17 protein-coding genes and 1 tRNA gene are annotated in these 23,531 nt (G+C 65.1%); 6 read left to right on the top strand and 12 right to left on the bottom strand.

Annotated elements, in window-relative coordinates:
* Nucleotides 1–2: 2 nt before the first annotated feature.
* From ACK4HL_RS02975 to ahcY, 4 genes are all read right to left on the bottom strand, one after another.
* Nucleotides 3–719, bottom strand: a complete 717-nt coding sequence (locus ACK4HL_RS02975) for a nucleotidyltransferase family protein (protein ID WP_409756535.1) — start codon at nt 717–719, stop codon at nt 3–5.
* A complete protein-coding gene (gene tsaE / locus ACK4HL_RS02970; RefSeq protein WP_409756534.1) occupies nt 716–2,230 on the bottom strand; it encodes a tRNA (adenosine(37)-N6)-threonylcarbamoyltransferase complex ATPase subunit type 1 TsaE in 1,515 nt (504 codons plus the stop codon). The genes ACK4HL_RS02975 and tsaE overlap by 4 nt, the downstream gene beginning before the upstream one ends.
* A 3-nt stretch (nt 2,231–2,233) precedes the next feature.
* Nucleotides 2,234–4,618 carry an ATP-binding protein gene (locus ACK4HL_RS02965; RefSeq protein WP_409756533.1) on the bottom strand — a complete coding sequence of 795 codons (2,385 nt, stop codon included), beginning with the start codon at nt 4,616–4,618 and terminating at the stop codon, nt 2,234–2,236.
* Between the two features lie 102 nt (nt 4,619–4,720).
* Entirely contained in the window at nt 4,721–6,130 is a 1,410-nt protein-coding gene (ahcY, locus tag ACK4HL_RS02960) for an adenosylhomocysteinase (protein ID WP_409756532.1), read from the bottom strand.
* Between the two features lie 133 nt (nt 6,131–6,263).
* On the opposite strand from ahcY, the gene ACK4HL_RS02955 reads away from it, so the two are divergent.
* The gene (locus tag ACK4HL_RS02955) at nt 6,264–7,712 is read left to right on the top strand and encodes a protein adenylyltransferase SelO (protein ID WP_409756531.1); all 1,449 of its coding nucleotides are present in this window, start codon (nt 6,264–6,266) and stop codon (nt 7,710–7,712) included.
* Nucleotides 7,713–7,847: 135 nt separating this feature from the next.
* Here the strand turns inward: ACK4HL_RS02955 and polA are convergent, their stop codons facing one another.
* On the bottom strand, nt 7,848–10,754 hold the full coding sequence (gene polA / locus ACK4HL_RS02950; RefSeq protein WP_409756564.1) for a DNA polymerase I: 2,907 nt from the start codon (nt 10,752–10,754) through the stop codon (nt 7,848–7,850).
* A gap of 68 nt (nt 10,755–10,822) precedes the next feature.
* The gene (locus ACK4HL_RS02945) at nt 10,823–11,872 is read right to left on the bottom strand and encodes a zinc-dependent alcohol dehydrogenase family protein (protein ID WP_409756530.1); all 1,050 of its coding nucleotides are present in this window, start codon (nt 11,870–11,872) and stop codon (nt 10,823–10,825) included.
* An 83-nt stretch (nt 11,873–11,955) separates the two neighbouring features.
* On the opposite strand from ACK4HL_RS02945, the gene ACK4HL_RS02940 reads away from it, so the two are divergent.
* Nucleotides 11,956–12,032 (top strand) — tRNA-Arg (locus ACK4HL_RS02940).
* 16 nt (nt 12,033–12,048) lie between these two features.
* Here ACK4HL_RS02940 and ACK4HL_RS02935 read toward each other — a convergent pair.
* Nucleotides 12,049–12,408, bottom strand: coding sequence for a hypothetical protein (locus ACK4HL_RS02935; RefSeq protein ID WP_409756529.1), 360 nt, complete (start codon nt 12,406–12,408; stop codon nt 12,049–12,051).
* A 326-nt stretch (nt 12,409–12,734) separates the two neighbouring features.
* Between ACK4HL_RS02935 and ACK4HL_RS02930 the strand changes: the two genes are divergently transcribed.
* The 4 genes from ACK4HL_RS02930 to arsA all read left to right on the top strand — a co-directional run bounded on the left by ACK4HL_RS02930 (nt 12,735) and on the right by arsA (nt 17,278).
* A complete protein-coding gene (locus tag ACK4HL_RS02930) occupies nt 12,735–13,091 on the top strand; it encodes an ArsR/SmtB family transcription factor (protein ID WP_409756528.1) in 357 nt (118 codons plus the stop codon).
* 43 nt (nt 13,092–13,134) lie between these two features.
* On the top strand, nt 13,135–14,178 hold the full coding sequence (locus tag ACK4HL_RS02925) for an ArsJ-associated glyceraldehyde-3-phosphate dehydrogenase (RefSeq protein WP_409756527.1): 1,044 nt from the start codon (nt 13,135–13,137) through the stop codon (nt 14,176–14,178).
* A complete protein-coding gene (gene arsJ / locus ACK4HL_RS02920; RefSeq protein ID WP_409756526.1) occupies nt 14,178–15,407 on the top strand; it encodes an organoarsenical effux MFS transporter ArsJ in 1,230 nt (409 codons plus the stop codon). The genes ACK4HL_RS02925 and arsJ overlap by 1 nt, the downstream gene beginning before the upstream one ends.
* A gap of 95 nt (nt 15,408–15,502) precedes the next feature.
* Entirely contained in the window at nt 15,503–17,278 is a 1,776-nt protein-coding gene (arsA, locus tag ACK4HL_RS02915; protein ID WP_409756525.1) for an arsenical pump-driving ATPase, read from the top strand.
* 24 nt (nt 17,279–17,302) lie between these two features.
* Here the strand turns inward: arsA and ACK4HL_RS02910 are convergent, their stop codons facing one another.
* The 5 genes from ACK4HL_RS02910 to ACK4HL_RS02890 form a co-directional block, all read right to left on the bottom strand.
* Entirely contained in the window at nt 17,303–18,595 is a 1,293-nt protein-coding gene (locus ACK4HL_RS02910; protein WP_409756524.1) for a hypothetical protein, read from the bottom strand.
* Entirely contained in the window at nt 18,582–19,373 is a 792-nt protein-coding gene (locus tag ACK4HL_RS02905) for a sulfite exporter TauE/SafE family protein (RefSeq protein WP_409756523.1), read from the bottom strand. The genes ACK4HL_RS02910 and ACK4HL_RS02905 overlap by 14 nt, the downstream gene beginning before the upstream one ends.
* A 37-nt stretch (nt 19,374–19,410) precedes the next feature.
* Nucleotides 19,411–20,448 (bottom strand): GTP 3',8-cyclase MoaA, encoded by a 1,038-nt coding sequence (gene moaA, locus ACK4HL_RS02900; RefSeq protein WP_409756522.1) that lies wholly within the window; start codon nt 20,446–20,448, stop codon nt 19,411–19,413.
* A gap of 73 nt (nt 20,449–20,521) precedes the next feature.
* On the bottom strand, nt 20,522–22,993 hold the full coding sequence (locus tag ACK4HL_RS02895; protein WP_409756521.1) for an arsenate reductase (azurin) large subunit: 2,472 nt from the start codon (nt 22,991–22,993) through the stop codon (nt 20,522–20,524).
* A 12-nt stretch (nt 22,994–23,005) separates the two neighbouring features.
* Nucleotides 23,006–23,527, bottom strand: coding sequence for an arsenate reductase (azurin) small subunit (locus ACK4HL_RS02890; protein ID WP_409756520.1), 522 nt, complete (start codon nt 23,525–23,527; stop codon nt 23,006–23,008).
* Nucleotides 23,528–23,531: the final 4 nt, after the last annotated feature.

Below are 23,531 nucleotides of genomic sequence, written 5' to 3'. Positions count from 1 at the left end.
GCTCATCCTTCGAGCGCCGCTTCGGCCCCGGCAATGGCGCTGGGCGTCCCGACGTGAATCCAGCGCCCGCGATGCACGAGGCCATAAAGACGGCCACGGTCGATGGCCCGGTCCCACAGAACATTCATCGAGAAGGCGCCCGCCGGCGCGCTCTCGAACAGGCGGGGCGAGGCGAGATAGCCGCCGATGAAGGCCAGGGGTTCCTCCCCCTGCGCGTGCCTGCGGCGCAACAGGCGGCCATCGGGCTTGCGCACGAAATCGCCCCCGCCATCATAACCGACAGTGCGCGAGAGAGGCGAGAGCAGGAGGAGGCAATCCATTGCGGCATCGTCCCACGCTGCGCGCAGCCGATCAAGCGCCGGCTCGCCTTCATCCACCCAGAAGCTGTCGCTGTTGATGACGAAGAACGGCGCCTCGCCCAGAAGTGGCAGCGCCCTCGTGACACCTCCACCGGTATCAAGGATTTCCGCCCGCTCGTCCGAGATGATGATGCCGGGCGCGGCCTGGCGGCTCGCCCAGGCTTCGATCTGGTCCGCCAGGTAATGCACGTTGACGACGGCGCGCTTCACCCCGGCCGCGCGCAGGCGGTCGAAGCCGTGGGCGATGAGCGGCTTTCCGGCGACTTCGACGAGCGGCTTGGGGCGCGTCAGCGTGAGGGGCTGCATGCGCTTGCCGAAGCCCGCGGCGAGGACCATGGCGATGTCGCCGATACCCGTCATCGGGCTTGCTCGCGCAGATCGGGCGGCAGGTGGCGGTCGAACCAGCTCCTGAGCCTCGAGAGGCGTGGGTGGGCGAGGTTGCGCTCGAGATAGCGCGAGACGCGCGGGATGTGGCGGAGATAGCCGTGCTTGCCATCGCGCTTCGAGAGCCTGGCGAAGATGCCGAGGATCTTGGTGGCGCGTTGCGCGCCGAGCACGGCGAAGGCGAGGCGGAATTCCTCAGGGTCGAAGGCCGCATCGCCGGCGCGGAGGCCCGCGTAGTGGGCGTAGAGCCCGTCCGCCACCTCCGACGCGATGTCGACGCGGGCATCCTGGAGGAGCGAGGCCAGATCATAGGCGGGATGACCCAGCACGCTGTCCTGCGTGTCGATGATGCCGACGCGTGCCAAGCCCTGGCGCTCCGGCAGCCAGAGGAGGTTGGGCGAATGATAGTCGCGCAGCACCCAGACCGGCTTCGGGGCTTGCGTCAGCGGAAGGAGCTCGCGCCAGATCGCCTCGAAGTCCTCGCGCGCCGCCGCGGGAATGCCGGAGCCCATGAGATGTGGCCAGAACCATGCCGGCAACAGGTCCGCCTCGATCAGCTGCGCGCCGATGTCATAGGGCGGGAGGCGATGGACGCCGCCATCCGGAAGCGGCACCTCGGAGGGCCAGGACCGGGAGGCCATGTCCGCCAGAACGGCGACGGCAGCCTCCATCGGTTCGCGCATGTCTTCGCCGGACAGCATCATGCGGCCATAGACCTTGCGGCCAAGATCTTCCATCACCGCCAAGCCCTGGGCGAGGTCATGCGCCTCGATCCTGGGCGCGCTGTAGCCGCGCCCGGAGAGGGTATTGTTCACCGCCACGACGGCGCGGATGTTTTCCGCGAGATGGGCGATGGCGCTGTAGGGCTTTCCGTCCTTCACCGGCGGGCCATCGGGCCTCGCCGGCATGTCCATCAGCACGGCGGCGGCGCTCCCCGTGTGGAGCGTCTCGTAACGGCGGAAGGAAGCGTCGCCCTCGAGGAAGCGGCGTTCGGCACCGGCCCAGCGCGTCGCTCCCAGGAAGGACATGATCGCATCGTTGCGGGCGAGTGCCTGTTGCCAAGCGCCCGTGGCGGTGATCGCCGCGTCGCGCCGGCTGCCTGACCCCGAAAGCTCCACCAGCAGCCGGTGATCGAGCGCCCAGCCAAGGATCTTCTCCGGCCACTCGACGGCCAGGACATGGGTGTTCAGAAGCTCCTCCAGTCCCAGCTCGTCGAGCTCCTGGATGGAGGTGATGCGATAGAGGTCGGCATGGGCCACGGGAATGCGCGTCTCGTCATACGCCTGGACGAGCGTGAAGGTGGGGCTCGGGACGTCAAAATCCTTCTCAGGCGCCAGGGCGCGGATGAAGGCCCGGGCGAAGGTCGACTTCCCCGCGCCGAGATCGCCCTTGAGCAGCAAAGCCATGCCGGGCCTTGCGAAGAGCGAGAGCTCGGCAGCGAAGCCCTCGAGGGCCGAGACCGTTTCGAAGCGGCGGGTGATCTGCATGGTTCAGGCCGTCTTCCGCGCCTCTTGCGCGCCGAGACCGCGCTGCACACTGCCGGGGCCATCGAGGGGGAAGGTGCAGAGCACGGTGGTGCCCTGGTTGATCTTGGAGAGGAGCGAGACCTGGCCCTCGTGCAGCTCGACGAAGCTCTTGACGATGGCGAGCCCGAGGCCGGGTCCGCGGTGGCCGCCCGGCACGGGGCGCGACTGGAAGCGCTCGAAGGCCTGCTGCTGGAACTCAGGCTCGATGCCGCGGCCCGAATCCGACACCCAGATCTGCAGCGCGTTGCGCGAACGCCGGGCGCCCACACGTATGGTGCCGCCCGGCTCCGAGAAGCCGATGGCGTTGGAGAGGAGGTTGGAGAGCACCTGCTCCACACGCTTGGGATCGGCGATGAAGCTCGTGACGTCGGCGCCGACCTCGATGTTGAGCGTCAGGTCGCGATCGTCGATGGCCTGCGCCAGCTTGTCGGCCACGGTTTCGAGAAGTCCCGTGACGTCGACCTTCTCGAGCTTCAGCTCCATGGCGCCGGCGTCGATGGCGGTGAGGTCGATGATGGCGTCGATGATGGTCTTCAGGTCCGTCGAGGAGCGGCGGATGTCGCGCACATAGTCCTGCTGCTTCGGCGTCAGCGGGCCGGCGAGACCCATCTGCAGGCCCTCGGCAAAGCCAAGGATGCTGGTGAGCGGCGTCCTGATCTCGTAGGAGACGTTCGACAGGAACATGTTCTTGAGGCGGTCGGCGGCCTCGAGCGCGTCCGCCCGGTCGCGCAGCGCGCGCTCCATGCGGGTCGAATCCGAGATGTCGGCGAAGGTGAGCAGCGTGTTGCCGTCAGGCAGCGGCACGGCGACATATTGCAGGATGCGGTCGGCGGCGGTGATCTTGCCGGTGACGGGCTTTCGTTCGGCGTCGAGCTTCGTCACGCTGTAGCGGACCTCGTCCCAGGCGGTGGATTCGGCCACCATGCGGCGGCCGTGACGGGCGATGTCCTCGATGTGCGGCTCGGTCTCGAGGAAGGCGAGATCGAGCTTCCAGAACCGGGCGAAGGCGGGGTTGAACAGCTTGAGCCGCCCGTCCGAGCCGAGGAGAACGATGCCCTCCTCGAGATTATCGAGCGTTTCGCGCTGGACCCCGATCAGCTCGTTGTAGCGGCTCTCGAGCTGGATTTCCTTCGTGACGTTCTCATAGAGATAGGTGACGCCGCCGAAGGGGTGCTGCTCGCAGACGACGTGGAGCGAGCGGCCGTCGGGCAGGTACCACCAGTTCTCGCGCGTTTCGAGGGTGGTGTAGGCCTGGAGCTGCTTGGTCTTCCACTCGCGGTAATTGGCCTGTTCCGGAATGCAGCGCAGCGCCCGGAGCCGGTCGAGGATCTCGCTGTCGGTGGGATGCGTGTCGAGCCACTTGGAATCGAGCGGCCAGAGCGCCGCATAGGCGGCGTTGTGAAAGCGGAGCCGCTGGTCGGGGCCGAAGATGGCGATGGCGGTGTCCAGCTTGTTGAGGGTCGAGGTATGGGCCTTGATGTGGCGGTCGAGTTCCTTCTCGGCATTCTCGAGCGCCGTCATGTCCACGGCGAAGCCGGCCCTGCCGTCCGAGACGGCGACCTCGTAGATGTCGAGGGCGCGCATCGCGCCTCCGACCACGGCATGGATGCGGCCGGCGCAGCCCGAGGCGGGATCGGCGCTCGCCCTGTCGAGGCTGGCGCGGCCCATGATCTCGATGCCGCCCTCGATCACGCTGTCGCCGTCCGGCGCGTCGACCGAAGCGACATAGGCCTGGTTCACCCAGGCGAGCTTGCCGTCAGCACTCCTCAGCCAGACCGGAAAGGGCGCGGCATCGAGGAGAGCGCTCAGCCGCTCCACCTGCTTGCCGAGCTTGTGGGCATCATGCGCCAGGGCCGCGATGTTGCGCCGCTCCCCCGAGAGCGGCCGGAAGCGCAGCGTGGCGAAGCCTCCCGCCGTTCGACCGTCGGCTTCGAGAAGCTCGCCCCCCGCCGTGCGGATGCCGATGTTGAAGGGAGTGCCCTGATGGCGCAGCTCATCGAGGCATGTGCCGAGTGCCGCGGCCGAATCGCGCTCCAGCCAGTTGCGGAAGTCGACGAGATCGCGGGCCTCCGCGGGCACGTTCGCCGCACCGTGCATGGAGCCCACCACCCGGTCCGGTGTCTCGGCGCGGCCGCGCCAGATCACCAGCACATGCGCCTCGGCGGCAATCGCCGCTTCGGCCTCGTTCAGGCGGATCTCGAGCTCGGCGATGCGGCGGCGGGCGGCGATCTCATCGCGCACCATGCGGCGGACGCTGAACAGCGCCCAGCCGAAGACCCCGACCACGGCCAAGACCGCGATGAGGGCAATCGGATCGCCCGCCAAGCTGTAGCCGAAACCGGCGCCCATGATCTCTCCGGTCAAAGTCCCGGGATGCCGCACGAATCAGCACGCCATCCGCCCCGCCGGAAGGTATAGCCAAAGAAAGCCGGCGCCGGAATGCGCCAGTGTTCAGTAGCGGTAATATTCCGGCTTGAACGGGCCCTGGGGGGTGACGCCGATATAGGTGGCCTGGTCGTCCCTGAGCTTGGTGAGCTTCACGCCGAGCTTGTCGAGGTGGAGTCGGGCCACCTTCTCGTCCAGGTGCTTCGGCAGCACATAGACCTCGTTGCGGTACTTGCCGGTGCCGGCCGCGGTGAAGAGCTCGATCTGCGCCAGGGTCTGGTTGGTGAAGGAGGCGGACATCACGAAGCTCGGGTGGCCGGTGGCGTTGCCGAGGTTCACGAGCCGTCCCTGCGAGAGCAGGATCACCCGGGCGCCGGAGGGCATGTGGATCATGTCCACCTGCGGCTTGATGTTGGTCCACTTGAAGTTCCGGAGCTCCGAGACCTGGATCTCGTTGTCGAAGTGGCCGATGTTGCAGACGATGGCCATGTCCTTCATCTGCTTCATGTGATCGACCGTGATCACGTCCTTGTTGCCGGTGGCGGTGACGAAGATGTCCGCGGTCGCCACCACGTCCTCGATGGTCTGGACCTGGAAGCCGTCCATCGCCGCCTGAAGGGCGCAGATCGGATCGACCTCGGTGACGATGACGCGGGCACCCGAGCCCTTGAGGGACGCCGCCGAGCCCTTGCCCACGTCGCCATAGCCCGCCACCACGGCAACCTTGCCGGCCATCATCACGTCGGTGCCGCGGCGGATCGCGTCCACCAGCGACTCGCGGCAGCCATACTTGTTGTCGAACTTCGACTTGGTCACGCTGTCGTTGACGTTGATCGCCGGGAAGGGCAGCTCGCCCCGCTTCTGGAGCTCGTAAAGGCGGTGGACGCCGGTGGTGGTCTCCTCCGAGACGCCCTTGATCGCCGCCTTGACCTTGTCGAACCAGCCCGGCTGCTCCTTGATGCGCTTCCTGATGGCGGCGAAGAGATATTCCTCCTCCTCGCTCTTCGGGTGCGCGATGAGGGAGGGGTCCTTCTCGGCCTTGGAGCCGAGCAGGATATAGAGTGTGGCATCGCCGCCGTCGTCGAGGATCATGTTGGAGGGCTGGCCGTCCGGCCAGTCGAAGATCCTGGCGGTGAACTCCCAGTAGTCCTTCAGGCTCTCGCCCTTGAAGGCGAAGACCGGGATGCCGGCGGCGGCGATCGCCGCGGCGGCGTGGTCCTGGGTGGAGAAGATGTTGCATGAGGCCCAGCGGACGTCTGCGCCCAACGCCGCCAGCGTCTCGATCAGCACCGCCGTCTGGATCGTCATGTGGAGGGAGCCCGAGATGCGGGCGCCACGCAGCGGCTGGAGCGAGGCATATTCCGCCCGCGTGGCCATGAGGCCCGGCATTTCGACCTCCGCCATGTCGATTTCCTTGCGGCCCCAGTCCGCCAGCTTGATGTCGGCAACGTGATAGTCGTGGTGGGCGCGGGTCATGGCTCGTCCTCGATTGTCCTTTGGTCGGCGGGTCCTATAGCAGCGGCGCGGGGGCCTGTCCATGTCGACATAAAGGAATCTTTATGTTTCCTTTCCCGGGAACTCCAGGACGGCACGCCCTATATTGAAGAGCATGACAGCCTTGCCCCAAACCAGCGCCCGATCCGCCATCGCCTTCGACAACAGCTATGCCCGGCTGCCGGGGAGCATGCATGCCGGAGTCCTTCCCACGCCCGTCGAGGCGCCGCGGCTCATCAAGGTGAACCAAGGCCTGGCGGCGGAACTGGGCATCGACCCTGAGGCCCTCACAGCCGAAATGGCTGTGGGGAACGTGGTGCCTCCGGGGGCCTCGCCCCTCGCCCAGGCCTATGCCGGGCACCAGTTCGGGCAATTCGTGCCGCAGCTCGGCGACGGGCGGGCGATCCTGCTCGGCGAGGTGGTGGACCAGAACGGCAGGCGGCGCGACATCCAGCTCAAGGGGGCCGGGCAGACGCCCTTCTCCCGCCGTGGCGACGGGCGGGCAGCGCTGGGCCCGGTGCTGCGCGAATACCTGGTGAGCGAGGCCATGCATGCGCTGGGGATTCCCACCACCCGGGCGCTGATGGCGGCAACGACCGGCGAGAAGGTCTACCGCGAGACTGCGTTGCCGGGTGCCGTGCTGACGCGGGTGGCGGCGAGCCATATCCGGGTCGGCACCTTCCAGTTCTTCGCGGCGCGCCGCGATGTGGAGTCCCTGAAGGCGCTGCTCGACCACGCGGTCGCGCGGCACTACCCGGAACTCGCGCAGGCGGAGAACCCGGCGCTCGCCTTCCTCGATGCGGTGATGGAGGCGCAGGCGCGCCTCGTCTCGCGCTGGGTGCAGGTGGGATTCGTTCACGGCGTGATGAACACCGACAACATGGCGGTTTCGGGCGAGACCATCGACTACGGCCCCTGCGCCTTCATGGACGCCTACGACCCCGCCACGGTGTTCAGCTCGATCGACGAATACGGCCGCTATGCCTATGACAACCAGGCACCGATCGCCATGTGGAACCTGGCACGGCTGGCCGAGGCGCTGCTCAGCCTCCTCGACGAGGACAGGGACGAGGCGATCCGCATCGCCACCGCCCGCGTCGAGGGCTTCCCGCAGATCTATACCCGGCATTGGCTGGCGGGCTTCCGGCGCAAGATCGGGCTCGTCTCCGAAGAGGAGGGCGACCTCGAGCTGATCCAGGCGCTGCTCGACGCCATGCAGCTGGCCAGGGCCGACTTCACCATCACGTTCCGGGCGCTGAGCCATGGCGGAGAACCCGAAGCCCTTGCCGGATGGCTGCCGACATGGCGCGAGCGCCTGGCGCGGGACCCCCAGACGGAAGCGGAGCGCCGCAGCCTGATGGGCTCCGTGAACCCCGCCTACATCCCCCGCAACCACCGGGTGGAGGCGATGATCAGGGCGGCGGTCGATCGCCAGGACTATGCGCCCTTCGAGGAAATGCTCCGTGTGCTGTCGAGTCCCTATGAGGAACAGGCGGGAGCGGAGGCCTATGCCGAGCCGCCGGGCGAGACGGAAAAGGTGTACCGGACGTTCTGCGGAACGTGAGGCTCCCGATTCCTTCTCCCATCTCCCATGAGATGCGCCGACGCGAGAAGGTGAGAGAGGGTATTGACTTTATTCCTAATCAGCTGTAGGCATCTCTTCCTTGGACGTGCCTTCTGCTGATTGACATCGTTAATCCTAATGCGCCGCCTCCCAGTTCTGCGCGGCGCGGGCGTCGACCTGAAGGGGGACGCTGAGCCTCACCGCGGGCTCGGGCGCTCCGACCATCACCTTCCGGGCGACGTCCATGGTCTTCTCCGCCTCGGCGTCGGGGCATTCGAAGATCAGCTCGTCGTGGACCTGCAGCAGCATGCGGGCGGAGAGGCCGGCCCCCTCGAGCGCCGCCGGCATGCGGATCATGGCGCGGCGGATGATGTCGGCGGCGGCACCCTGGATGGGCGCATTGATGGCGGCGCGCTCGAGGAAGGCGCGCTCCGAGGGGTTGGGCGACTTGATCCGCGGGAAATGCATGCGGCGGCCGAACACCGTCTCGACATAGCCCTGCTCGCGCGCCTGCTGCTTCGTCGACTCCATGTAGTCCTTGATGCCGGGGAAACGCCTGAAATAGGTGCGGATGTATTCGCCCGCCTCCTCGCGCCCGATGCCGAGCTGGTTGGCGAGGCCGAAGGCCGAGATGCCGTAGATGATGCCGAAGTTGATGGCCTTGGCGCGGCGGCGCACCATCGGGTCCATGCCCACCACCGGCACGCCGAACATCTCGGAGGCCGTCATGGCGTGAATGTCCAGGCCCTCGGCGAAGGCCTTCTTGAGCTGCGGAATGTCGGCCACGTGGGCCACCACGCGGAGCTCGATCTGGCTGTAGTCGGCGCTCACCAGCTTCGATCCTTCGGGCGCGATGAAGGCGGAGCGGATCTTGCGGCCCTCCTCGGTGCGCACGGGGATGTTCTGCAGGTTGGGCTCGGTCGAGGCGAGGCGGCCCGTCGACGTTGCGGCGAGCGAATAGCAGGTGTGGACGCGCCTGGTTTCGGGGTTGATGAAGTTGGGCAGCGCATCCGTGTAGGTGGAGCGGAGCTTGGCCAGCTGGCGCCAGTCCAGCACGCGGCGGGCGAGCTCGACGCCTTGCGCCGCGAGATCCTCCAGCGCATCGGAATCCGTGCTCCAGGCGCCGGTCGCCGTCTTCCGCCCGCCCGGCAGCCCCATGCGACCGAAGAGGATGTCGCCCAGCTGCTTGGGCGAGCCGATGTTGAAGCGCTCGCCCGCCAGCGCATAGACATGCTTCTCGATCTCGGCGGCGGAGGTGGCGAGATCGTTGGAGAGCCGCCTCAGGAGCTCGGGATCGATGAGGATGCCCTCCATCTCCATCGCCGCTAGGACCTGGACGAGCGGCCGTTCCAGCGTCTCGTAGACGGCGCGCTTGCCCATGGCGGCGAGCCGCGGCTTCAGCAGCAGCCACAGCCGCAAGGTGACGTCCGCGTCCTCCGCCGCATAGCGGGTGGCATCGGCGACGGGCACGCGGTCGAAGGTGATCATCGACTTGCCCGAGCCCGCCACATCCCTGAAGGAGATGCACTTGTGGCGGAGATGGCGCTCGGCCAGCTCGTCCATGCCGTGGCCGACATCGCCCGATTCGAGGACGTAGGAGATCAGCATCGTATCGTCGATGGGGGCGACGGCGATGCCGTTCCGCTTCAGGACCTCGATGTCATACTTGAGGTTCTGGCCGATCTTGAGGACGGCCGGGTCTTCGAGGACGGGCTTCAGCGCCCCGATCGCCTGGTCGAGCGGGATCTGGCCTTCGACGAGCTCGCCGCCGAACAGACCGCCGCCGCCCGCCTTGTGGCCGAGCGGAACGTAGCAGGCCTTGCCCGGCCGAAGGGCGAGCGAGACGCCGACGAGATTGGCGCGCATCGCGTCAAGCGAGTCCGTCTCCGTGTCGAGCGCGAGGTGTCCCGTCTCACGTGCGGCTTCGAGCCATTCCGTCAGCACACGGAGGGATGTGACCGTCTCGTAGTCCGCATGGGCGAAAGGAATGGCAAGCAGGGCGGCATCGCCGGCCGAGGCGGCAGGCGCGGCGGCTGGCGGCTGGTCTGCTGGCGCTGCTTTGGGCGCGGGCCGGGGCGCCGCCTCCGCCTCAGGCGCCTGTGCCCCTTCTGGCGGCCAGAACTTCACCTCGACGGGAGTGGGCTCGATTGCCGCCGCATCGCAATCGAGCTCGCCCGCCACCTTGCGGGTGAAGGTCGAGAATTCCAGCGCCTTGAGAAAACCGATGAGCTGGGAGGGCTTCGGGCTGTCCACCGCGAAGCTCGCCACATCGTGTTCCACCGGAACATGCTCGTCGAGCGTCACCAGCTTCTTCGAGATGCGGGCCTGCTCGGCGAACTGGATCAGGTTCTCGCGGCGCTTCTGCTGCTTGATCTCGGGGGCGCGCGCCAGGAGCGTTTCAAGGTCGCCATATTCGGTGAGGAGCTGGGCCGCCGTCTTGACGCCAATCCCCGGCACGCCCGGCACATTGTCCACCGAATCGCCGGCGAGCGCCTGGATGTCGATCACCTTTTCCGGGGCGACGCCGAACTTCTCGAGGACCTCGGCCTCGCCCACCTCGCGGTCCTTCATGGTGTCATAGAGGGCGACGCCGGGGCGGATCAGCTGCATCAGGTCCTTGTCGGAGGAGACGATGCGGCAGGTGGCGCCGGACTCCACCGCCTGCCTGGCATAGGTCGCGATGAGGTCATCCGCCTCGTAGTTCTCCTGTTCCACGCAGGCGACGTTGAAGGCGCGCGTGGCCTGGCGGATCAGGCCGAACTGCGGACGGAGATCGGCGGGCGGCTCCGGACGCTGGGCCTTGTAGGCGGGGTAGATGTCGTTGCGGAACGAGCGCGAGGAATGATCGAAGATGACGGCGAGATGGGTGGGCTTCTGGCCGGCGTTCGTCTCCTTCAGCAGCTTCCAGAGCATGTTGCAGAAGCCCTGGACAGCTCCTACGGGAAGCCCGTCGGACTTGCGCGTCAGGGGCGGGAGCGCGTGATAGGCGCGGAAAATATACCCAGACCCATCGATGAGGTAGAGATGGTCGCCGGGCTTCAGCTGCGAGGGGGATGGCATGCGGGCAGTATGCCACCGGGCCACGCGCGATGCCAGCGCCTCGGACCTCCTCAGGCGTCCATCCTGTCGATCACGGTGACGCCGGCGGAGCCATAGCCGTCCATGGCCCTGAGGGCTGCGCCCGCCTCCGAGAGGGGAATGCGGCGGGTGATCATGCGCGCGGGATCGAGCCTGCCCGCGGCAATCATGCCGATGAGGGCAGAAAAGCGGCTGGCGCCGATGCCGCGCGTGCCGAGGATCTGGATCTGGCGGGCATAGACGGTTTCGAGCAGGGGGATGGGCGGCTTGGCGTGGGGGCCCAAGGGCTGGCCGATCTGCACGTGGCGGCCGAGTTTCCTGAGGCCCCGGAGGGAGTTCTCGATCGTGACGGTGATTCCGAGGCCGTCCACCGAGACATGGGCGCCGCCGCCGGTGATGCCGCGCACCACCTCGGCGGTGTCATCCACCCGGGCGGGGTTGAGGATGGCGTTGGCGCCCAGCGCCTTCGCCATGGCGAGCGCCTCCTCGTTGATGTCCACGGCGAGGATCTGCGCGCCCAGTGCAGCGCCGATCATCACGGCGGAAAGGCCGACGCCGCCGCAGCCGTGGACCGCCAGCCATTCCCCTGGCTGGAGTGCCGCGCGATCGACGAGGCCCCGGAAGGCAGTGGTGAGGCGGCAGCCCATGGCGGCGGCCTCGGCGAAACCCAGCGCGTCGGGGAGCTTCACCAGGTTGAAATCGGCGCGCGGCACGGCGAGGCGTTCGGCGAAGGCGCCCCAGCCGGAGAAACCGACCACATATTGATGGTTGCAGATGGTGGGCTCGCCCGCCCGGCAATCAGGGCAATCGCCGCAGGCGAGGATGAAGGGCGCGGTCACCCTGTCTCCCTTGCGGAAGCTCCGGCAGGCGGGACCCGCCTCGATCACGGTGCCGGCGAACTCATGGCCCGGCACATGCGGGAGCGACACGTCCGGGTCCGCCCCGCTCCAGCCGTGATGGTCAGACCGGCAGACCCCGCAGGCCTCGACCTTCAGCACCACTCCATCCGGCGGACAGGCGGGATCGGGCACGGCGCGGATGTCCAGCGGACCGCGATAGGCTTCGAAGACGGCGGCTTTCATAAGGTCACCTCCAGGACCTGCCTGTTAGCGCCAGCCATTGCGGAACGCCACGGCAATCGGCTATACAGCCTTCACGCTTCGCTGCACCCGTAGCTCAGCTGGATAGAGTGCTGCCCTCCGAAGGCAGAGGTCACAGGTTCGAATCCTGTCGGGTGCGCCATTTGCGAACGAAACCACTAACCCTCCAGTCCGGCGCCTGCTAGCCAGCAATGACAAGCCGCCAGGCTGGCCTTGTCCCCGATAATCTGGACTTTGTCGTCGTCGACCGGGATTTCAGAGATCAGCGCAAGAATCCCGAAAGAACCTGGGACTTGCTTGCCTGACTTGCTCAGCTCATCCGAGAGTGATGTGCTGTTTGGAAGGAGTTCGCCGCTAGGAGCAAGAGAGATCCCGTTTCGTAAATTCGAGTTCCAGTTGTTTGAGTGTCCCTGTGAGTCGTTCAATGGTGCGACAGGGTTATCTGCAGCAGCACAAAACGCATATCCTGCCCTTTCGACAAAAGTTTCTTTGGTTATCCGTTGAGTGGGATCGGCCATCGCCACTGCAGTCTTGCGGTGCTTTGATTTAACGTTACCCCTTTGGCCTCGATTTCTGCACTCATTCTTTCCCCGCCCTTGTGCTGCTTGGCGACGTAGACGCACATTCCGTCGGGTCCGAACCAGCGGCGACGCGCTTCGAATTCGGCTGCTGTGAGAGACTTATCTGACTTGGACATGCGTAATCCTCTCGACAAGCGAGGTTTAAGAACTAAGGATATGTTGTGAGCTTCGCGAGTGGGCTCGACAAAAGCAAAAAACCCCGGCCCTGGGTCACCCAACACCTTCACTTGATCGTCATATACCGCGTCGATAAGTCCCGACGTATGAAAACAGATCTCACCATCGAAGCCTTCTCCGCGCTCTCCCAGCCCACCCGGCTTGAGGCCTTCCGGCTGCTCGTGAAGCAGGAGCCGGATGGCCTGCCGGCGGGCGAGATCGCCCGGCGGCTCGATGTGCCACACAACACGATGTCGACGCATCTGGCCATTCTGGCACGCGCGGGTCTCATCTCCGTCGAGCGCCACAGCCGGAGCATGATCTACAGGGTCGAACTCGCTGCTGTCCGCAAGCTGGTGATGTTCCTGTTGAAGGACTGCTGCAACGGCCAGCCGGAGCTCTGCGCACCTCTCATTGAGGAGATATCGAGGTCCTGTTCACCAACGGGGACCTGCTGGAGCTGACGAATTTCTATCGGACAGAAAGAGGAACCAGGGGGACTCGACCATGCGTGTCGGTATCAACGGAATGGGCCGCATCGGCCGGCTCGCCTTGCGGGCAGCACTCGGAGCAGCCGCGCGCGGCGATGATGACCCGCGCCGCGAAAACCGCCTCGAAGTCGTCCACCTCAACGAGATCAAGGGGGGCGCTGCCGCCACTGCCCATCTGCTCGAGTTCGATTCCGTCCAGGGCCGCTGGCGCACCGGCATCGGCGCGGAAGGAGAAGATGCCATTCGCATTGGCGAGCGGAAACTGGGCTTTTCCGGCCATTCAGCAGCGATCGACATTCCATGGGGAGACCTCGGCGTCGATTTGGTGCTCGAATGCAGCGGCAAGTTTCTGAACCACGCCACCCTCGACGGGCACCTGAAACGCGGCGCCAAACGGGTGGTCGTCGCCGCGCCGGTCAAGGAGCCCGATGTCCTCAACATCGTAGTGGGCGTGAACCATCACCTCTATGATCCGTCGAAGCACCCAATCGTCACGGCCGCCTCCTGCACCACCAACTGCCTCGCCCCGGTCGTCAAGGTCGTGCACCAGGCGCTCGGCATCCGCCATGGGCAGATCACCACGATCCATGACCCGACCAACACCAATGTGGTAACCGACGCCCCGCACAAGGACCTGCGCCGCGCCCGCTCCGCCATGCTGTCATTGCAGCCGACGACCACCGGCAGCGCCACGGCCATCGCCCTCATCTATCCCGAGCTGAAGGGCAAGCTCGACGGCCATGCAGTGCGCGCACCCGTGCTCAACGCCTCGCTCACCGACTGCGTGTTCGAACTGGCACGCACGACATCGAAGGAAGAGGTCAACGCCCTGTTTGCTGAAGCGGCCAGGGGACTGCTCGCCGGCATCCTCGGCTACGAGCCGCGCCCGCTGGTGTCGATCGACTATGCCGGTGATACGCGCTCCTCCATCGTCGACGGGCTTTCCACACTGGTCACCGACGGCACGCTCCTCAAGGTCTATGCCTGGTACGACAACGAGATGGGATATTCCTGCCGCATGGTCGATCTCGCCTGCCATATGCGCGAGGTGGGGATCTGATGACACCGGGCGAGAGCAACTACGCCATCGTCACCGCCGCCTACTGGGGGTTCACCCTCACCGACGGCGCCTTGCGCATGCTGGTGCTGCTACACTTCTTCCATCTGGGCTACTCGCCCTTCGTGCTGTCCTTCCTCTTCCTGCTCTATGAAGCGGCGGGGATCGCGGCCAACTTCATCGGCGGCTGGCTCGCCACCCGTTTCGGCATCACCCGCATGCTGACGGTCGGGCTATCGACCCAGATCCTGGGTTTCCTCATCCTCTCCGCCCTGTCACCCGAATGGACCGCCGCCGCCTCCGTGGCCTGGGTCGTCATGGCGCAGGGCATCTGCGGCGTTGCCAAGGACCTGACCAAGACGGCATCCAAGTCCGCCATCAAGATGGCCGAGAAGGAAGCCCTCGCAGAGAACTCCGAAGGCCGCCTGTTCCGCTGGGTCGCGTGGTTCACCGGTTCGAAGAATGCCATGAAAGGCCTGGGCTTCTTCCTCGGCGGCGTTCTGCTCCAAGTGCTGGGCTTCCGCCTGTCGCTCTGGCTCATGGCGCTGCTGCTGGCGCTGGTGCTCGTCGGCGTCGTCCGTTCGCTGCCGCCCATGATGGGAAAGAACAAGGCCAGTTCATCGGCACGGGAGCTGTTCGGAAAATCGAAGGGCGTCAACCTCCTCGCCGCGGCCCGCATCTTCCTGTTCGGGGCGCGTGACGTCTGGTTCGTCGTGGGCGTTCCCGTGTTTCTCTATGCCTATGGCTGGACCTTCACCATGGTCGGCGCCTTCATGGCGCTGTGGACGATCTTCTACGGCCTCACCCAGGCCTCTGCCCCGTCGGTGATCCGGCGGAGCGCCGACGGCCTGACGGCCGAGGTGCCCGCGGCCCGCCTGTGGTCCGCACTCCTCGCACTGGTCCCCTTCCTCATCATCCTGGCCCTGGTGGCCAATACCCCGGTGCGGCCCGATATCATTCTGGTTGTCGGGCTCGCCGTGTTCGGGGCCGCCTTCGCCATCAACTCCTCCGTCCACTCCTATCTGATCCTCGCTTATGCCGGCTCTGAGAAGGCGGCCGAGGACGTTGGTTTCTACTACGCCGCCAATGCGGCGGGCCGCTTCAGCGGGACACTGCTCTCGGGCCTTCTCTACCAATGGGGCGGGCTCACGGCCTGCCTCGCCGGCTCCGCCCTCATGCTCGCCGCCTGCTCTGCGACGACGCTGATGCTGCCGCTATCCCGGGAGGACTAGGCCTCATCCAGTCGTCGGAAGTTGGCCGGGATGACGGAGATCAAGTCCATGCCCGTCATTCCTGCTAGGCTATTCGCAGCCTTCTTGAGGACGACATGACCTCCGAGACCAGCACCCCGGCTATGCTTCTTCTCGCCAACGCCGCACCCTTCCTTTTCTTTACAGGCAAGGGCGGGGTGGGAAAGACGACACTTGCCTGTGCAACCGCGATCCATCTTGCAGATGCCGGACAGCGTATCCTTCTGGTCAGCACCGACCCCGCCTCCAATCTCGATGAGATGCTGGACACACCGCTTTCCGACAGTCCTCATGCGGTGAAGGGGGTGCCTGGGCTGTGGGCGATGAACATCGACCCGGGGAATGCGGCGGAGGCCTACAGATCGCGGGTTCTGGGCCAGATGGCACTGACTGCCACCGCGGAGGAAGTGTCGACGGTGCGCGAGCAGCTTTCGGGAGCCTGCACCACCGAGATCGCCGCCTTCGACGAGTTCGTGGATCTGCTGACGGAGGACTCGCATGATTTTGACCGGATCGTCTTCGACACCGCGCCCATGGGACACACGTTGCGCCTCCTGAGCCTGCCCAAGGCATGGACCGGCTTTCTCGCGGGCAATGACCGGGGTGCCTCCTGCCTGGGACCGCACTCGGGACTGAAAATGCAGGAGGAGCGCTTCCGCGCCGCTCTCGCGGCCCTCGGCAATGCCAGGCAGACTTCCATCGTTCTGGTAACCCGCCCGGACAAGGCCGCCATACGCGAGGCGACCAGAACCAGCGGGGAGCTCGCAGAACTCGGCCTCTCCAATCAGCTCCTCGCAGTGAACGGCGTGTTCAAGGCCAGTGACCCGGCCGATCCCGTCGCGCGGGCCATGGAGAGGCTATGCACGGAGGCCCTTGGCAACCTCCCGCCCGCACTTGCGGCCCTGCCGCGGGTTCAGGTCCCGCTCAGGAGCTTCGACATGGTGGGGCTGACAGCGCTGCGTCAGGTACTCAGCCCCAATAATGTGCCGGAGGCCACCATCCTGCCCCCGCCCGCAGAGCCGGATGTGCCCGGCCTGAAGGCCCTTGTTGACGCGCTGGCGGCATCGGATACGGGCCTCGTCATGGTGATGGGCAAGGGGGGCGTGGGAAAGACCACAATCGCCGCCGCCATTGCCGTCGGGTTGGCCGGGCGTGGCCACAGCGTTCACCTCAGCACCACGGACCCGGCCGCCCACATAGCCGCGGCCGTCGATGGTCAGCTCGAGGGTCTGCAGGTCGACCGCATCGACCCCAAGGCCGAAACAGAACGATACATCGAGAAGATCATGGCCAGCCGCTCAAGGGAGCTCGACGCGGAGGGCCTTGCCCTGTTGCGGGAAGACCTCGAATCCCCCTGCACTGAAGAGGTTGCCGTATTCCACGCATTTTCTCGGATCGTGGCAGAGGCCCGCAGCCGCTTCGTGGTGCTCGACACCGCCCCGACCGGCCACACGCTGCTGCTGATGGACGCCACGGGGGCCTACCACCGCCAGATGACCAGGAACCTGCCCCCGGACTCCCATGGCCGGATGATCACGCCGCTGATGCGGCTGCAGGACCCGGACTATGCCCGCGTCATCCTTGTGACCTTGCCGGAAACCACCCCCGTTTCGGAGGCCGCCGAGCTGCAACAGGACCTCAGGCGCGCCAGGATCGAGCCCTATGCCTGGGTCGTCAACCGCAGCCTTCTGGGGACCAGGACCACGGACCCGGTGCTGCGGGCCCGCATGGCCGGCGAAGAGGCGCAGATCGCCCGGATCAGCGCTGGCCTCGCGAAGCGACTCTTCCTCCTGCCATGGCAGGAGAAGCCGCCGGTTGGTGTTTCAGCGCTCTCGGCTATCGCAGGAAAATAGCAGGCGCGAGGACCGCGCGGGCCGTCACACGGCAAAGACCGGTGCGAAGCCTCCCCCTGGCGTCCGGAAATTCGTGGTCTGCCCCTGATAAAGGCGGGCGGCGACGAGCAGGGCCTTCCCGGCATAGGCATAGATCCGAACGTCGACCTTGCGGGACGCGGCCTCCCCGTCGACCCGCATCATCCGCCCGCTGGGCGGAGCGAATGCCTGCGCCACATACTCGCCATTCGCGATCCCCTCGAAAACGCCACGCGTGATCTTGTCGCCCCGGTAAACGGCCTTGCTGCCGTAGCCACGCATCGGCTTGAAGAACATTGCCTTGCGCGCGGCCCACAGTTGCGGGGCATTCTCGCGCGTCAAGACGATGGTTTGCGGCACCGCCTGCAGGATATGCACCACTCCCTCCTCCACGCCCATCCTGAGCAGTTCCTCAGGATTGGAGAGCACCACCAGGTTCCGCTTGTCGGCGTAGAGTGCGTGATTGTGCGGATTGGGTGTCACCGCCGCGGCCCGGGTGACATAAGCATGGCGAAGCGCCTCGTGCTCGGGCTGTTCCAGCGAGAAGTCGACGAGACGATTGTAAACAAGATCGACGGCCAGGCCGTCCAGCAGCAACTCCGTGCCGGTGAACGAGAACGCATCCGGCGACGCAACAACAGCATCATAACCTGCCCGTGCCAGCAACTGGCGGGCCAGCACGAACTCGGGATAGAGATACTGCTCTTCAGGATGATCATCGACGATGGCGATCCGCCGAAGCGGACGGCCCGGCCCCTGAAGACGCCACTCTGCCTCAAACATCGCCACCACTTCGGTTGGAAAGTCACGCAACGAAAACCCGCCCGCGTGCACATCCATTGGGGCACAGCAGGCTCTTTGCGCTCTCGCCAGAAGATTGTTGAGAAAGGCGCCGCCTGCATTGGTGTTGACCTCGATGAGCTTCGGACCGTCCTGAGTGAGGTGGAAATCGAAGCCCATGAATGCGCCAACCGGGCCAGGGTCGAACCGGGCGATCTCCGGCGCCCAGGACATCACCCTGTCACGGTAGGCCGGCAATTGACTGACGGAATGAATCGCCGAAACAACGTCCTGCATGGCAGCAAGATCGGCCTTCGGGATGAACATCGGCACATTCGAAAACAGGTGGCTGCGCGGCGACACGAAGCTGCGGCAGAACTCCGGATCATCCGCTTCCCTTTCCAGCGCCGCGCAAAGCGCATTGCGGTCAAGGGTCAGGCAGAAACAGCTGCTGTTGAGCAGGTCTGCCGATGATGCATCCGAACACGTGGTGTTCGAGGCAGGATCACTTCTGTGCATGACGCCACATTCTCCAGGCGGACAGGACAAGGATGGCAGACAAAAGGGGCACGATCGCCGCACCGCTGAACATCTTGAGCAGCTGCCCTCCAGCAAAAGCACCACAGATGGAACCGGCAGCCATGAGTGCAGCGAACTCAGCTTCATCCTTGACGACTGCAAAACTGCCGTCCCGGCTGTAGCGGGCAAAGGCTAAGATCATCGTCGGCAGGCTTACGAGAAGCGAGAGACTCCCGGCGACTTTCACGTCGATGCCATAGAGAAGGACAATCGTCGGAATCAGCAGTTCTCCTCCGGCCACACCAAGAAGGGACGCCACCACTCCAATGAAGAAGCCGGCGACGGTGCCTGCCGCAGCAAGAGAGGTGCCTGTGAGGAGCGGCTCATTGGAACTGACTGCATGACCAAAGAGCAGTGCTGCAGCCATAAGCAGAAGCAGCGCCGCAATGATTCTATAGAAATGCGATGTCCTGAGACCTATGGCCCATGACGCTCCCACCCATGCCCCCACGATGCTTCCGGACAACAGGTTTACGACCACCGGCCAGTGAGCCAGGGTTTCTGTCAACGGAACGGCCGGAATGCGGAAGGGAATTGAAAAGGCGACAACGACCAGGCTCATTGCCTTGTTGAGGATGACGGCGGGAAGCGCCTCAAATCCAAAAAACCCGATCAGAAGCGGAAGTCGAAACTCTGCGCCACCCAGCCCTATCAGGCCACCCAGCGCGCCCACAGCCGCGCCGGCCACGAAGGCGGCGAAGCGTCGCCAGGAGGTCATGGAGTCCTCACCCATGGAATGAGGAGTTAACCCGAAATCAGCCGCCAGTCACGCTCATGTGGCGCGCGACAGCCGGCTTGCTGTGGCGGCGGTCGATGACGAAGTCGTGGCCCTTGGGCTTGCGCCCGATGGCCTCATCGATGGCGGCATTGAGGAGTTCGTTGCCTTCCGAGGCGCGCAAGGGTGCGCGCAGGTCGGCAGCGCCCTCCTGGCCTAAGCACATATAGAGCGTGCCGGTGCAGGTGAGGCGGACGCGGTTGCAGCTCTCGCAGAAATTATGGGTCATCGGCGTGATGAAGCCGAGGCGGCCGCTCGTCTCCTTGACCCCCACATAGCGCGCCGGGCCGCCGGTCTTGTAGGGGATGTCCTCCAGCGTGAACTGGTCCATGAGATTGGCGCGGACGACCGAGAGCGGCAGGTACTGATCCGTCCGGTCGCCATCGATGTCGCCAAGCGGCATGGTCTCGATCAGGGTGAGGTCCATGCCCTCCCCATGCGCCCAGCGCAGCATCTCGGGGAGCTCGCTGTCATTGACGCCCTTCAGCGCCACGGCGTTGATCTTGATCTGGAGACCAGCCTTCTGTGCGGCCTTCAGCCCGTCCTTCACCTTGGGCAGGTCGCCCCAGCGGGTGATCTGGCGGAACTTCGCCTCGTCCAGCGTGTCAACCGAGACGTTGATACGGCGGACGCCATGGGCGGCGAGTTCAGCAGCGTATTTCGCCAGTTGCGATCCGTTGGTGGTCAGCGTCAACTCATCGAGTGCACCGGACCTCAGATGGCCACCAAGGCCCTCCACCAGCCCCATGATCCCCTTGCGCACGAGCGGCTCACCGCCCGTCAGTCGCAGCTTCCTCACGCCCTTGCTAATGAACGCATCACACAGGCGCTGAAGTTCTTCGATGGAGAGCAGGTCCTTCTTCGGCAGGAAGGTCATATTCTCCGCCATGCAGTAAACGCAGCGGAAATCGCAGCGGTCCGTCACCGAGACACGGAGATAGGTGATGCTGCGGCCAAAGGGATCGACCAGGCGGCTCTCGCCGCCTTGTAGTGTTTCCAGTCTAACCGGCTGGTTCATTCCGTCACTTCCTTTGCCCAGGCAAAGTATGAAGGCAGCCCGGGATGAACCCGGGCTGCTCTCAGTCGCGAGATCAGGATGCGACGTAGTCCCAGGACTTGAAGGAAAGCCGCTGGACAGACGCCGGTGCATCCGAAATCTTCCGGATGTTGGCCCACGTCTGCTTGTAGTTTGGCAGGATCAACTCATTGACGCCCGCGTTGATGACGTTGCCCTGCGTGCCGCTCGGCGCACCGAACAGCATGAAGGTCTCGTTCTTCTTCGCCGTCGGCTCCGGATAGACCATCGCCTGCGTGGCGCCGACGTCGTTGAAGACCTCGACCAGGTCACCGGCCTTGAGCCCCAGTTCCGCCATGTCCTCCGGGTTGATCTGGAGATAAGGATAGGGGAAGCGGTCGGCGACGAAGTCGTTGTCCTTGTCGAGGAACCAGTTCTGCCAGTTGATGTTTGAGCGGCCGTTGTTGATGAGGAACCGGTAGTTATCCCGCTGGGACGCCTTGCCCGCCGCCTGCAGCCCGCGCCACGGACCCGCGCAGAACAGCGCCTTCTTGTCCTCCCGGCCATGGCGGGTGAACTTGCCGTCCTCGTAGAGACGCTTCGTTCCGATGAGCTTGCCATCCTTGAAGTCGACGACAGGCTCCTGCACGCCATTGTTCCCCATGGCGCGAAGTCGATCATAGGTGACGATCTTGCCGGTGTTGTTGTGATAGCCATCCATGAAGGCGTCTTCTTCGGTCTTCCAGTCATAGCCCTTGAACTGGTCGGCATACTCGTTGCGACCCTGCTCGCGCAGGACACGCTCGAGATGCTGGGCAAGACCCGCCGCGATGAGGCAGTCGGGCTTCGCGGCACCCGGTCCGTCCATGTACTTCTCGACGAGACGCATGCGGCGCTCGCCGTTCATGGAGGTGAGGTTCATCTCGCCCGACTCGACTGCGGGCAGGATGACATGCGCCGCCTGTCCGATCTGGCTGTGGATGATGTCCACATTGACCGAGAACAGGCCTCCCGCTTCGATCGCCGCAACGATGGCATCCACCAGCTCTTCCCGGGTCGCCCCGGCGCGCGCGTCCATCGCCTCCTTCACCATGTTGGTGCGGCGGTTATACTCGCGCTTGAAGACGCTGGCGTTCAGCGTCGTCTTGTAGTGGTCATTGGCCCAGATGTGGTGCACCTTGCCCTTGCCCGCGATCAGGAGCTGATCGATATAGGGCGCGGGACGGCCAACATGCGCATCCGAGGGGCGCATGTAGCCTTCCTGGTGGCCGCCGAGACGGCAAACGCCACCGCCTTCGCGGCCGATATTGCCCGTCGCCAGCGCGATGTTCACCAGCGCACCGATGGTGCGGTAGTTGTCGTTGCCCCAGATGATGCCTTTCTCATAGGCGGTGACGCATTTCCGCCGCGAGCCGTCATCCTTCGGCTTGGCAATCCACTCCGCCGCCTTGACGAGTTCCGCCTCGGAGATGCCGGTGATCTTGGCACCCTCGGCAAGCGACATCTTGCATTCGGCGCGCGCCAGCTCGAATGAGCCCAGTGCTGCCGGGTGCGCCTCGTCCAGCGCGGTCGCCACATCGCCCTGGAAGGTGGAGTTCGCGATGAACTCCTTGTCGATCCAGCCCTGGTCCGCAATGTGGGTGAACAGCGTGTTGAAGAGCGCCAGGTCGGTGCCGGAGTTGATCTGCAGGTGCAGCACGTTCTCCTTGCCGGCCTCGACGTTGCAGGCATTGACCGTCACCGTGTGGCGCGGGTCGACTATGATCACCTTCGCACCGTTGCGGATGCCAGGGATCATGTGGTTGAGGAACAGGTTCGTCTGCGTCTCGAGCGGATTGGCGCCGATGAGGAAGATCGTGTCAGTGAGCCCGTAGTCCTCGTAGGCATAGTTCAGCTCGTCCACGCCCATGTCGCGCGTCGAATGGACTTCCGAGTTGTAGGCCGGTCGGTTGTGGATGCGGCAGTGTTTCACCTTCATGGACTGGAAGTAGAGCTTGCCGGTGCCCCAGGTATTCTCGTAGCCGCCGGCCGAGCCGCCATGGTCGAACATCGAGACGAAGAGGTCGTCCTCATTGTCCTTGTCGATGACGCGCGCCGTGACGCGGGCGACGAGATCGAGCGCATCGTCCCAGCTCGTCGGCTGCCAGGTGCCGTAGCGCCAGATCATCGGCTCCTCGAGCCGCTGCTGCTGTGTGCCGGTCTTGTCGGAGCGGCGGTTCTCGGCCATGCGGGCGCCCCGAACGGAGCCGAGACCGGAGTTCACGCTGCATTCCTTGTCAGGCTTGATGACGAGATGAACGTCGCGGCCGTCCTGCTTCACAACGTTGTACATGGACGGTGAATACCAGGCCTCGGACTCGGCCGGCTGCTGCTTCGAGAGGTCGGCACCCATCGCATTCTGGTCGGGCGCGGTGCCGCCCTGCTTGTTAACCGGCCAGGTGTAGGCCTTGTAACCGCAGCCGACGATGCAATAGTGGCATGTGACGTTGTGGGTCTTGGCATCGGCGGGAATGATCGGCAGACGGTCGATGTTTCTCTTGAAAGCCATGATCGTTCCTCCTCAGAGCACGTTGGACAGGCGGCCGTAGAGCAGTTCATCCACGCCCTCGGCATAGATGTCGCCCTTGTCGTCAATACGGAGCATGTATTGCGGAAGGTTCTGGGTGGCCTGGCCCCAGGTCTGCTGGCCGCCGGCCTCGCAGTCGAATACCGAATAATGGCCCGGGCAGTTCAACGTCTTGCGCTCGGCATTGTAGGCGAGCGGGAAGCCCTTGTGCGGGCAAACGGTGGAGAAGGCGACGATATCACCCTCGGGTCCAACGCCACCCTCAACGGCCTTGCCCAGTTTCAGCAGAACTCCCGGCGCTTCGGCATCCGGATAGGCCACTTCGACTGGTTCGTTGACTTTCAGATCCTTGAGGTTCGCGAGTCGCGTGGAAGGATAGTCGAGCAGCGCACCATTGGTCGCTGCCTTCGCCTGTTGCGCCGAAAGTCCGACGACCGGCAATGTCGCTGCCGCGACGATGCCACCCCGGAGGAATTGCCGGCGGCCGACCTCAACCATCTTGTCACATCTTTTCATGGCA

The sequence above is a fragment of the Aestuariivirga sp. genome, assembly GCF_046294715.1.
Taxonomy (GTDB): Bacteria; Pseudomonadota; Alphaproteobacteria; order Rhizobiales; family Aestuariivirgaceae; genus Aestuariivirga.
The sequence above is the reverse complement of the archived record's forward strand: the minus strand, read 5'-3'. Positions and strand labels throughout refer to the sequence as shown.